This window comes from Tahibacter harae (assembly GCF_024437735.1).
GTDB classification, from domain to species: domain Bacteria; phylum Pseudomonadota; class Gammaproteobacteria; order Xanthomonadales; family Rhodanobacteraceae; genus Tahibacter; species Tahibacter harae.
Genome location: NZ_JANFQO010000004.1, coordinates 213,556 through 224,786, shown reverse-complemented (window position 1 = coordinate 224,786; position 11,231 = coordinate 213,556). Strand labels below are relative to the sequence as shown.

Annotated in this window: 9 protein-coding genes; 6 read left to right on the top strand and 3 right to left on the bottom strand. The window is 69.1% G+C overall.

Annotated elements, in window-relative coordinates; genetic code table 11:
- Window positions 1-103: 103 nt before the first annotated feature.
- Window positions 104-811: a COG4648 family protein gene (locus NM961_RS05950; RefSeq protein WP_255912842.1), complete on the bottom strand. Its 708-nt coding sequence runs from the start codon at window positions 809-811 to the stop codon at window positions 104-106.
- 93 nt (window positions 812-904) lie between these two features.
- Here NM961_RS05950 and NM961_RS05945 point away from each other — a divergent pair, with 93 nt between their 5' ends.
- Together NM961_RS05945 and NM961_RS05940 are read left to right on the top strand one after the other, a co-directional pair.
- Window positions 905-2,236, top strand: a complete 1,332-nt coding sequence (locus tag NM961_RS05945) for an NAD(P)/FAD-dependent oxidoreductase (RefSeq protein ID WP_255912840.1) — start codon at window positions 905-907, stop codon at window positions 2,234-2,236.
- 174 nt (window positions 2,237-2,410) lie between these two features.
- The gene (locus NM961_RS05940; protein WP_255912839.1) at window positions 2,411-3,232 is read left to right on the top strand and encodes a hypothetical protein; all 822 of its coding nucleotides are present in this window, start codon (window positions 2,411-2,413) and stop codon (window positions 3,230-3,232) included.
- A gap of 39 nt (window positions 3,233-3,271) precedes the next feature.
- Here NM961_RS05940 and NM961_RS05935 read toward each other — a convergent pair whose 3' ends face one another.
- On the bottom strand, window positions 3,272-3,541 hold the full coding sequence (locus NM961_RS05935) for a phosphopantetheine-binding protein (RefSeq protein ID WP_255912837.1): 270 nt from the start codon (window positions 3,539-3,541) through the stop codon (window positions 3,272-3,274).
- A 169-nt stretch (window positions 3,542-3,710) separates the two neighbouring features.
- On the opposite strand from NM961_RS05935, the gene NM961_RS05930 reads away from it, so the two are divergent.
- On the top strand, window positions 3,711-4,688 hold the full coding sequence (locus tag NM961_RS05930; protein WP_255912835.1) for a chorismate transformation FkbO/Hyg5 family protein: 978 nt from the start codon (window positions 3,711-3,713) through the stop codon (window positions 4,686-4,688).
- Here the strand turns inward: NM961_RS05930 and wsfD are convergent.
- On the bottom strand, window positions 4,596-6,086 hold the full coding sequence (wsfD, locus tag NM961_RS05925; RefSeq protein ID WP_255912833.1) for a glycan biosynthesis hexose transferase WsfD: 1,491 nt from the start codon (window positions 6,084-6,086) through the stop codon (window positions 4,596-4,598). The two genes, NM961_RS05930 and wsfD, sit on opposite strands and share 93 nt — an antisense overlap.
- 591 nt (window positions 6,087-6,677) lie before the next feature.
- On the opposite strand from wsfD, the gene NM961_RS05920 reads away from it, so the two are divergent.
- From NM961_RS05920 to NM961_RS05910, 3 genes are all read left to right on the top strand, one after another.
- On the top strand, window positions 6,678-8,765 hold the full coding sequence (locus NM961_RS05920; protein WP_255912831.1) for a serine/threonine-protein kinase: 2,088 nt from the start codon (window positions 6,678-6,680) through the stop codon (window positions 8,763-8,765).
- Window positions 8,766-9,027: 262 nt separating this feature from the next.
- Window positions 9,028-9,237, top strand: a complete 210-nt coding sequence (locus NM961_RS05915) for a hypothetical protein (protein ID WP_255912829.1) — start codon at window positions 9,028-9,030, stop codon at window positions 9,235-9,237.
- A 407-nt stretch (window positions 9,238-9,644) separates the two neighbouring features.
- The gene (locus NM961_RS05910) at window positions 9,645-11,093 is read left to right on the top strand and encodes a hypothetical protein (RefSeq protein ID WP_255912827.1); all 1,449 of its coding nucleotides are present in this window, start codon (window positions 9,645-9,647) and stop codon (window positions 11,091-11,093) included.
- Window positions 11,094-11,231: the final 138 nt, after the last annotated feature.

Genomic DNA, 11,231 nt, shown 5'->3' with positions numbered 1-11,231 from the left:
GGTTTGGTGCCGGTTGCGCTGGTCAAAGCCGGTTGCTCAGGGAAGGCAGTTCCGGCGCGCGGCAGCTGATCGAAGGCAGGCCGGTTCCGGTGCGCGGCCAGGCTCAGGCGCCGGGCGTCTCGTCATGCAGCACGCGGCGCCAGTTGCGCACCACCGTGGCGAAATACCTCCGCGGGTTTTCATGCGGCAGGTGGCGCAGGTGCCAGTTGCGCCAGGCGAACTCCAGCACCGAGAACACGCCGATCACGACGAAGCCGCCCAGGTGCAGATACCAGTTGGCCAGGCCGCCCGGAATCGCCAGCGGCGGCGCCACTCCCAGCCGCGGCAGGATGCCATTGGGCAGGGCGCAGGCGGCGCAGAGCAGCATCAGCACGGCCTGGGCGGCCAGCAGCAGGGTCCAGGCCCAGGTCAGGCTGCGTGCGTAGCGGCTTACGCCGGGCTGGGCCAGGCGCTGTTCGCCTTCAAAGGCGAGGATGGCGCGGGTCACCAGCGGACGCCGGCCCGTACCCAGGGTGCGGCCGAAGAACCAGGCCATGCCGGCATTGATCGCCACCGGCACCAGCAGCAGCACGATTTCCGCCTGGCCGCGCACGCTCAGCACGAAGGTGCCGGCCACGGCGCCCAGCCACAGCGTCCAGATCATGCGGTTTCCACGCAACAGCCCGCCCAGCAGCAGCAGGCTGATCAGGTCCAGCGCGGCCAGCGCCGAGATCCAGCTGCGCTGCAGCCACAGCGCGGCCAGCAGCAGCAGCGGATAGGCTGCGAGCAGGATCAGCCCCAGGCGCTGGGGACGGGCAGTGACGGATTTCATGCGCGAATCGCGTACTGGGGAGCGACGGGCCGGAGTGGCGTGCAAGCCGGCTATGATACGGGGCTGAACGGAAAGTTGGGGGCGGTGGCGGACATGCAGGAAAACGCGCGCAACACGATCGAATGCGATGTGCTGGTGGTAGGCGGCGGTCCGGCCGGGTCGACCGTGTCGACCCTGATGCAGCGCCGCGGCCTCAAGGTGCTGCAGCTGGAGAAGGATCACCACCCGCGCTTCCATATCGGCGAATCGCTGCTGCCGGCGAACATGCCCATCCTGGAAGAACTGGGCGTGCTGGAAGAGGTGCGCAGTATCGGCGTGCTCAAGCTCGGCGCCGACTTCCCCGAGGAAGGCGACCGCTACTACACCTACCGCTTCGGCTTCAGCCTGGGCAAGACGCCGCCGTTCGCGTTCCAGGTCAAGCGCGAGGACTACGACCAGATCCTGTTCCGCAACGCCCAGCGCAACGGCGTGGACGCGCGCGAGGGCGTCAAGGTGGACAAGGTCGAGATCCAGCCCGACCGCAGCTGCATCGCCCAGGCCACGGTGGAGACCGGCGAGAAGCTGACCATCAAGTCGCGCTACCTGGTCGACGCCAGCGGCCGCGACACCTTGCTGGGCAATGCGCTCAAGATCAAGGTGAAGAACGACAAGCACCAGAGCGCCGCGATCTTCGCCCACTTCAAGGGTGTCGCGCGCCGTCCCGGCGACGAGGCCGGCAACATCAGCATCTATCGCTTCGACTACGGCTGGAGCTGGTTCATCCCGCTCAGCGACGGTCTGATGAGCATAGGCTGCGTGTGCTTCCCGGAATACCTGAAGAAGCGCAAGGGCCGCACCGCCGAATTCCTGCTGGAAACGCTGAAGCTGATGCCGGGCGCCGCCGAGCGCACCATGAATGCGGAAATCGTCGGCGAGACCCGCGTCACCGGCAATTATTCGTATACCTGCAGCCGCATGAGCGGGCCGGGCTACGTCATGATCGGCGACGCCTTCGCCTTCGTCGATCCGGTGTTTTCCTCGGGCGTGTACCTGGCCATGCACAGCGGCAAGCACGCGGCGGAGCTGGTCGACCGGATCCTCAAGCGGCCGCAGGAAGAACAGGCGCTGCAGCAGGCGTTCGAGAAGCGCATACGCCGCGGCGTGCGCGTGTTTTCCTGGTTCATCTACCGCTTCAACTCGCCGGTCATGCGCAGCCTGTTCGCCGCGCCGCGCAACTGGCTCAAGGTGGAGCAGGGCGTGATCTCCATGCTCGCGGGCGACGTGTTCGACAGCGGCCCGGTGATGCGCCGCCTGCACCTGTTCAAGGCCATCTACGCGGCCACCGGCCTGGTCAACTTCCGCCGCTGGCGCGCCGACCTGCGCGAGCGCAAGCGCCAGTCCGCCAGCGAATTCAGCGGCGGCACCACGCCGGTCGATCCGCGCTGAGCCCGGGTTGCACGCACTGATCGTCCGCGGCGGCGGATGATCTCTGGCTGACTTGTTTTACGTATGTCCAGTGGCAACGCCTGTCCCGCGACAGGCGCCACCCGGCGCTGCCGCTGCACGGCATCGCCTTGAGCATGGACATGCCCGGCCAGGGGCCGGCGGGAGCACAGACAGATGAAATGCATGCAGCTTTGCGCGGCCGTGTTCGGCGGCCTGCTGGCGGCGGTCGCGCTGGACGCGACGGCGGCCACGGTGAGTACGGCCACCGGCGCGAACGCGCCGGCGATACAGGGGACGGTGGATACCTTCCGCCTGGCGTTGGGCGTCAACAATGGCGTCGGCAACAGCTTCCCCAGCGGCCGGCGCGAGATCAACTGGGACGGCGTGCCGGACAGTTCCGCCCAGCCGAATTTCCTGCCGCCGGATTTCTTCAACACCACTTCGCCGCGCGGTGTGGTGTTCTCGGCGCTGGAGTACGAAACCGGCAGCGGCCTGAATGATTTCATGGTCAGCGCCGACTCGAACAACCCGACCATGACGCAGGTCCGCTTCGGCAATATCAATGCGTCCTATGCCGCGGGCTTCCATACCTTCAGTGCCGAGCGGCTGCTGCATATCCGCAACGCCCACGCCATGGACGTGCTGTTCTTCGTGCCGGGCACCACGATCCCGGCCACCACGCGCGGCTTCGGCGTGATCTTCACCGACGTGGACGGCACCTCCGCCGCCGACCGCACCGCGATCCGCTGCTACGGCCCGGATGCAAGCCAGATCATCGCCGCCAGCGTGCCGGTCCTGAACAACGGCCTGAGTTTCATCGGATTGCTGACCGAGGGGAACGAGCGCTTCGCGCGCTGCAACATCGAAGTGGGCAATTCGCGCCTGGATGCGGGCCTGAGCGACGGCGTCGGCGGCGTGGACGTGGTCGCCATGGACGACTTCATCTACGGCGAGCCGATCTCGATCTTCCAGATCTTCGCCGATTCGTTCGATTGAGGCCCGGCGGCTGCGGCAGGACGCCGCAACCGCCTGCGGTCAATTGACGCGGTTCTGCTCGATATGCGCCGACAGGGCGCGCAGGGAACCGAAGATGCGCTTGTTTTCCTCGTTGTCCGAGCGCAGCTGGAAGCCGTAGCGCTTGGACACGGCCAGGGCGATCTCCAGCGCATCTATCGAGTCCAGGCCGAGATCTCCGCCGAAAAGCGGGGCTTCGGGTTCAAACTGTTCGGGGGTGACGCCTTCCAGATTCAGGCTGTCGACCAGGAGCTCGGCGAGCTCGCGCTCGGCGGGTGAGAGTTGCGCCATCGGAATTCCACGGGATAGAGGCGGCGCCGGACCGGCGGCCGCTGCGGCGCGCGAGTGTATCATAGGGGTTTGCCTGGCCACTTCGGCAGGTTCAGGGATCCCCGCAGACCATGTCTTTGTCGTCATCCACGCCGCGCCGCCCGGCGCGTTTCCGCGGGGCCCGTCCCGCATGAGTGCCGCTGCATTGCCGGCGCTGGACGTGAGCTATGTCCAGGCCGATGCGGCCGAAGTGCTGGCCCAGCCGGATGTGCTGGCCGTGCTGGGCTTCGGTTCCGCCGCGCCCGCTGCGGCCGATGATCCGCGCTACCTGCGCGTAGGCCTGGAGCCGCTGGGCGGCCGCGCCCCGCTGGAAGTCTGGCGCGTTCCCGGCCCGGTGCAGCGCGGCATCGACGGCCTGGTGCGCTGGGCGGCTTCCGCCGATTACTGCTACGGCGCGGTGGAAGTGGCCGAAGCCGATCACCCCAGTCTGGCCGCCGCCACCGAATGCGCCTATGCGGAACTGGCGCGCTTCACCGGCGCGCGTTCCTGGCCGTACCTGCTGCGCATCTGGAACTACCTGGCCGACATCAACCTGGGCGACGGCGACGCCGAGCGTTACAAGCATTTCTGCACCGGCCGCTCGGCCGGCATGCGCGGCGTGCACGGCCAGGGCTTTCCCGCTGCCAGCGCGATCGGCCGCAGCGACGCGGTGCCGGTGCTGCAGGTCTACTGGCTGGCCGCGCGCCAGCCCGGCGTGGCGGTGGAGAACCCGCGCCAGGTCAGCGCCTGGCGCTATCCGCGCGAATACGGACCGACTTCGCCCACCTTCGCCCGCGCCATGCGCGGTCCCTGCCGCGAAGGCCAGCTGCATATTTCCGGCACGGCGGCCGTGGTCGGCCATGTGTCCCGCCACAGTGGCGACGTACAGGCCCAGCTCGACGAAACCTTCGCCAATCTCGCCAGCCTGCTGGCCAGCGCCGGCGACCTGCCCGGCTTCGGCCGCGGCAGCGTGCTCAAGGCCTACGTGCGCCACCGCGAGGATATGGAGCCCATCGCCGCCGCCCTGCAGCAGCGCCTACCGCAGGCGGCCGAGCGCCTGGTGCTGCTGGGCGACATATGCCGGGCCGAGCTGCTGGTCGAGATCGACGGCATCCACACCGCGGCCTGAGCGGCGGTACAGCCGCCGCGTTGCCAGCAGTACCGTGGCGACGCAGAGCCAGCTCAGCGCCGCATTGAAGACGAGATGGCCCTGCTTGGCCACGTCGGCCAGGCCGTCGCCGAACACCGCCACGCCGAAGGTGGCCAGCATCAGCGTGGCCAGCAGCGCGGCGAACAGGGCCAGGCGGTCGGGCCGGCGCAGCGCGGCCAGGGCGAACAGCAACGGCAGCGCGAACAACAGGTTGCGCAGCAGCGGGCTGCGGTCGAGCAGGCCGTTCCAGCTGACGAAGCGGGCCGGCAATTTGCCCAGGACGGCGCCTTCCACATGGCCCAGGTTGCGCGGCAGCCAGGGATTGAGCACGGCGATGCCGTTGCGCGCAAAGCGCAGCAGCGAGGCCGGCTCGCGCAGGAATTCGCGCAGCACGTGCAGGCGGCTGACCTTTTCCATGCCCGGGCAGATGTCCTCGGCCAGGCCCGGCAGCTGCCAGGCGACCTTGCCGGCGTAGGCGGCGCAGGATTCGGGCAGGCCCAGGCGGCGCGTGGTCGCCACCGGATCGGCCACCGCCGGCAGCAGCGAGGTGAACACCACATTGGCGCGGTTGAAGGAACGGATCGACTTCATCATCGGATCGTCGCGCGACAGCTGGGCGAATTGCAGGCCCAGGCCCAGCACTGCGCCGGCGAGCAGGGGCAGGCCCTGCCAGGCGATACGGCGGCGATGCCACAGACCCAGCAGCAGCACCACCCCGGCCAGAGCCAGCGGCAGGGCCAGGTGCTGGATCTTGCTCACCGCCAGCAGCAGCGCCGCCACGCCGAGCAGCAGCGCGCCGCGCACGCTGGGCTTGCGCTGGGCGTAGAGCACGATGAGATTGAACAGCGCATAGGCTGCAAACAGCGCGCTGGGCTCGGCGTAGAAGGTGTGGAAGTACAGGGTGTTGGACGGATCGCTGAGCACTACCGCGAACACCGCCGCATTGGCCAGCGCCGCCGGCCACAGCCCGCGCCGCAGCCAGGCGTGGCAGAACGCCGCCACCAGCGCGCTCAGCAGCAGCAGGCGCAGCCAGCCCAGCCAGCGCACCGAATGCCGTTCCACGCCCTGGGCCTGCTGCAGCTTGTAGATGCCCACCGCCACCCCTTGCTGCAGCAGCTCGCTGGAGCCGTAGCACAGCGGCACCGGATTCTGCTGGAAGCGGTAGAACTCGAACGGCGCGTTGGGGCTGTTCTCGTCCGGGCGTATCGGCGCCGGGCGGTCCGGGTAGAGATCGAAGCAGCCCGTATAGCGAGCCTGGTCGAAGCTGTTGGCGATGCCCAGCAGCGGCGTATGTGCCAGCAGCGGCACGGCGCGCAGCAGGGCCAGCGCGAAGGCCAGCAGGATCAGCACCAGCACGGGGCGGGGAGTCGTTTTCATCGGCGGGCAGATACCACGCGAGGTGTTACAGCCGGGGAAAATCGGCGTGGAAATTCTGCGGCGCGAATATGAAGCGCCGATTGCAGCGGTTTGCGCGGAAACGGTCGCGTGCGCCAGACCGGGCCTAACCGGTCTGGCGCGCGCGACCGTTATTCAGGAATTACCTTTTCCACATCTGCGCAATGCAAGGCCGATGGCGGATCGTTCCTGCCGGCTGCCTGCCGGACGGCGCGGATTCTCGCTGCGGCAGCCAACGCGGGACCGCACAAGCAGCGCACATCGGGCGGCCCGCCAGGGGCGGCCCGGCGCGCATTTCGCCGGCGCGAAGCCCCGCCATGCCTGCCGCGGCGTTCAGCTTCCCCAACGGAGGGCTGTTCGCTGCCTGCGCCCGCCGCCGTTTTGCGTATTTGGCAGTCAGGGCGGGCGGCAGCTTGCCGTCGCGGGGCCGGGCTGGCGAAACTGCCAACTCCGTCACGCCGCCAGGGTGAGCGGTTCACGCAGCGACCCGCGAAGCCCGCCACGGCACCGAGATCATACGGTGCTAAGCTTGTCAACAGAGTCAACAGGCGTCATCGCCTAACCGGAGCCGTCATGAAAACGCAGCTGGGCCACTACGACATCGTTGCCGAACTCGGGCGCGGCGGAATGGGCGTGGTCTACAAGGGTTACGAGTCCTCGCTCAACCGCTATGTCGCCATCAAGGTGCTGGCCGAATCGCTGGCCCACGACGAAAGCGTCAAGGAGCGGTTCCTGCGCGAAGCGCGCAGCATGGCCTCGCTCAACGACCCGCACATCATCCAGATCTATTTCATCGGCGAGCACGAAGGCCAGACCTTCTTCGTCATGGAATTCGTCGAAGGCGAATCGCTGGGTTCGCTGCTCAAGCGCGACGGCAAGCTGCGCCCGGAACAGGCGGCGCGGGTCATTCTGCAGACCGCGATGGGCCTGGCCAGCGCCCACGACAAGGGCGTGGTCCACCGCGACATCAAGCCCGGCAACCTGATGGTCACCAGCCGCGGCGCCATCAAGATCGCCGATTTCGGCATCGCCCTGGTGACCCAGGATTTCTCCAAGAAGCTCACCTCCACCGGCGAATTCGTAGGCACCCCGGGCTATCTGTCGCCGGAAGTCTGCCTGGGCAAGCCGGTGGATTCGCGCTCGGACATCTTCTCCCTGGGTATCGTGCTGTTCGAGATGCTGACCGGCCGCATGCCGTTCACCGACGAATCGCCGCTGGGCCTGATGCTGGAAGTGGTGCGCGCCGAGATTCCGGACGTGCGCCAGCTCAACAGCGATGTCGACGCCGAGCTGTCGCGCATCCTCTCGCGCATGATCGCCAAGGACCCGAACGACCGCTACAACAACTGCCACGAACTGGTCGAAGACCTGAGCCGCCACCCGGCCCTGGCCGGCGCGCCGACCATAGGCCTCAAGCCCATGGTCTCCACCGCCGCGGCCACCGTGATCGGTATGAAGACGCCGGCCTCGGCCCAGCGTCCGCTGCCGCAGACGGCGCCCACGCCGCGTCCCGGCGGCTTCCAGGCCGGCACCGCCGCCGCACCCATGCCGACCCCGCCGCCGCGCCAGCCCGCCGCCGCGCCGGCGACCCGCCCCAGCATGGTCAAGCAGCCGCCGGCCCGGCGTTCCTCGGCGCTGCCCTGGGCGATTGCGGCGGTCGCTGTGCTGGCCCTGGCCGGCGGCGGCGTATTCGCCTTCCGCGACCAGATTCCGTTCCTGAAATCCACGCCGGCCACGCTGGCGGCGACGACTACGACCACGCAGCCTGCAGCCACGACGGCTCCGGCCACGACCGCGCCGGCCACCACGACGGCGACGCAGCCGGCGGCGCTGCCTGCCGCCAGCACGCCGACCACCCCGTCGGCGCTGCCGGCCGCCAACGGCGATGCCACGGCCACGCCGCCCGTGACCGATCCGAACGCGGCGACGGCATCGACGGCAGCGGCCACCGCGCCGTCGACCACCGAGCCCGCCGCCACCGCGTCCGCGCTGCCGGCCGGCAGTTCCGCCGATGCGCCGGTGCAGACGGTCGCCAGCGTGGAACCGTCCGCCGGCGACACGAATGCGCCGGAACCGCGCGCTTCCCGCGTCGACGCCCTGCGTGACCTGGCCGCCGCCCGCGCCAGCGAGGATGCCTCGCAGGCGCCGCGCATCGCCCACAGCGACGAGCCTTCGGGCCCGCGCATCGCCCGCGCCGCGCCGCCGGAGTCGCCGGCCGCGCCGGCCGAGCCCAAGGTGCCGACCATTGCCGTGCTGGTCGGCGGCGACGCGGTCATCGCCGGCCCGGCGCGCCAGGAAGTCACCCGCGCGCTGCAGCGTTCCGGCTTCAACGTGATCGACGGCGGCCGTACCCGCGACGACAGCGACGGCGATATCGGCCGCCTGGCCGGCAAGGCCAATGCCGCGGTCGTGGTCTACGTGCGTCCGGTCGGTTCGCAGGTGCTGACCTACTACGGCCAGGCCTCGACCCTGTACACGGCGCAGATCTCGCTGCGCGCCTTCGCTCTGAAGGGCCGCCGCTCGCTCGGCGCCGGCTGGACCGAACAGGTCAACTTCACCTCGCTCAATGCCTCCGAGCAGGCGCGCGAAGTGATAGAACCCATGGCCGACGACCTGGCCCAGGCCCTGGGCGAATTCCGTGCCCGCGGCGGCCGCGGCTGATCGGCAAGTACGTTCGCATTGCCGGAAAAACCGCCCGCAAGGGCGGTTTTTTCTTGGACGGCGCGCCGCCGGGCCGCCCGGCCCGGTCACGAAGCCGTCCTGTTCCGGTTTCCGCATCCGTCCGCCGCCTGCGCAACCGGCGAAGCATTTCCACGTGCCCAAACCGCGCAACCAGTCCCGCATCCCCAATCCCGGCCTTTCCCTGTAACGTAGGCCCCACGCAGCGATCCGGGCGCGTCCCGGTGCCACGTAGGGGAAAACCATGGTTCTGTGTCCTGTCGCGCTGGCGGTGGGCTGCCGCAAGTGCCCGGTGTTTTCGGTCTGCCCGCTCAAGAGCAGCATCGGCGACTACGTGCCCGCCGCCGCCGCGGCCGCAACCGCAACAGCCGCTGCGCCGCAGCGCAAACCGGCGGCGAAGAAAAAGGCCGCGCCGGCCGAACAGCCCCGGCGCCGCAGCCGGCGGCGCGACTGAACGGCCGCGACGGCGCTTCGCGCCGAGGCAAGCGCCGCGGCTGCGGGCACCGCGGCGCTGTCGCGAGTGAAGGCTGCCGCCGCTGAGCAGACGGCGGCCGGGAAAGGAGCGCTGCCGCGGTGCCCCGCGCGACCGGCGCTGTGCGCGGCACGCCGGCAATTTCGCGAACCGCAATTCCGCGAATCTTGGATTGCGCCGCCGGGCATGGCCTGCGAATGGCGGCATCTGCGCCGCGGCGGCCGCGTCGCGGAAAATTAGCTTTCCACATTGCACGGCCTGCAAGGCCCGCACTTCCCGGTCTCGCGCAGACCGAGCCGCGCAATTGGCTTTGCCCGCGTCCGCCGTCCCGCTGTCATGCTTGCCGCCGCTCCTGCGTACTGGTTTGCAACCAACGCCAGGAGACCGTCATGCCGCTGTTCCGTCCATTGGCCGCCCTGCTACTCGCTGCGGCGACTTCGTCAGCATCCGGCGCGGGCAATATCGACGCCGAGTTCGGCGACGGCGGCCGGCGCAATGTGGTGTTCGATATCGGCGGCGACCGCCTCGACGATGCCCTGGCCATGGACGTGGCGGCCAACGGCACCGTGGTGCTTGCCGGCAGCGCGCGCATCGATGCGACGCACGACTGCCTGGCCATCGCCCGGCTGCTGCCGGACGGAACGCTGGATGCGTCCTTCTCCGGCGACGGCCGCTACACCGAGCCCGTACTGTGCAGCGGCGCGTCGATACGCATTGCCGCGGTGAAGATCGACTCAAGCAACCGCATCGTGTTCGCCGGCACCTACCAGGGCGACGGCAACGATCCGGAGTTCATCGTCGGCCGGGTAAAGGCCGATGGCAGCGGCCTGGATGACAGCTTCGGCTCGTTTCCCGCCATCGGCATCGTTGCGCCCAGCCTCGGCGGCGACAGTGCTTCGGGCGCGAGCGGGCTTGCGCTGCAGGGCGACGGCAAGATCGTTGCGGTCGGCTATGCGACGGTCAACCTGATCGGCTCGCTGACCGGCTTCGCCATCGTGCGCCTCAACGCCGACGGCACCAGCGACAGCAGTTTCAACGGCAACGGCTATCAGGTTTATTCCTGGGGCGATTCCCTCGACGATCCGCTCAACGACCGCGCCAGCGCCGTCACGATCCAGGGCGACGGCAAGATCGTCGTCGTCGGCACCAGCCAGCAGACCGCCAGCGGCGCCGACTTCGGCGTGATCCGCCTGAACGCGAACGGGTCGCTGGATACGGGGTTCGGCGGCAACGGCACCGGCGCGAAGCTCATCGACTTCGGCACCAGCTGCAAGGACGACATCGCCACGGCGGTGGCGGCGCGCTACAGCTTGTTCAGCCCTCCCGGCAACGGCGTAGTCATTGCCGGGACTTCCTGCATTTCCGGCGCCGACTGGGATTTCTCCGTGGCCGTGCTCGACGAGGCCGGCCAGCTTGACACCGGTTTCAACGGCAGCGGCCGGCGCACCGTGGAATTCGACCTGGGCGGCGCGAACCGCGATGTGGCCAAGGCCGTGGCCATCGAGTCCATAGGTTCTTTCCTGCTTTCGCCGACACACATCACCCTGGCCGGCTTTGCCCTGAACACGGCGCCGGCCAGCTCGGGCTATGAGATCGCGCTGACCCGGCTGTCCTTTGCCGGCGGCGCCGACACCCGCTTTGGCGTCAACGGCCGCGCCACCTTCGCGCCCAATCTCGGCAATGCCAACAACGATTTCGGCAACGCGCTGCAGATCCGCGGCTACCGCGCCTGGGTAGGCGGCACGATCCAGCGCGCATCGGCCGGCGACTACGATTTCGCCGCGATCCGCGTGTTCGCCAACGATGCCATCTTCGCCAGCCGGTTCGAGCGGCATTGAGGCGCCGGCCGCGACGCGCGTGTCCTGGCGTGCAGGCAGATCCGCCCGCCTGCAGCGCCGCCGCCGCGCCGGCCGTTTCCCTTTGCCGCGCCAACTTGCGTATTACGCTCGCAGGATCCGCAACCCGACGGTGTAGCC

Bases quoted from the DNA above. Each gene is read 5' to 3' on its own strand.
- wsfD (WP_255912833.1), bottom strand. From the start codon at position 6,086: ATGAAAACGACTCCCCGCCCCGTGCTGGTGCTGATCCTGCTGGCCTTC.
- NM961_RS05945 (WP_255912840.1), top strand. From the start codon at position 905: ATGCAGGAAAACGCGCGCAACACGATCGAATGCGATGTGCTGGTGGTA.
- NM961_RS05915 (WP_255912829.1), top strand. From the start codon at position 9,028: ATGGTTCTGTGTCCTGTCGCGCTGGCGGTGGGCTGCCGCAAGTGCCCG.
- NM961_RS05910 (WP_255912827.1), top strand. From the start codon at position 9,645: ATGCCGCTGTTCCGTCCATTGGCCGCCCTGCTACTCGCTGCGGCGACT.
- NM961_RS05950 (WP_255912842.1), bottom strand. From the start codon at position 811: ATGAAATCCGTCACTGCCCGTCCCCAGCGCCTGGGGCTGATCCTGCTC.
- NM961_RS05930 (WP_255912835.1), top strand. From the start codon at position 3,711: ATGAGTGCCGCTGCATTGCCGGCGCTGGACGTGAGCTATGTCCAGGCC.
- NM961_RS05940 (WP_255912839.1), top strand. From the start codon at position 2,411: ATGAAATGCATGCAGCTTTGCGCGGCCGTGTTCGGCGGCCTGCTGGCG.
- NM961_RS05935 (WP_255912837.1), bottom strand. From the start codon at position 3,541: ATGGCGCAACTCTCACCCGCCGAGCGCGAGCTCGCCGAGCTCCTGGTC.
- NM961_RS05920 (WP_255912831.1), top strand. From the start codon at position 6,678: ATGAAAACGCAGCTGGGCCACTACGACATCGTTGCCGAACTCGGGCGC.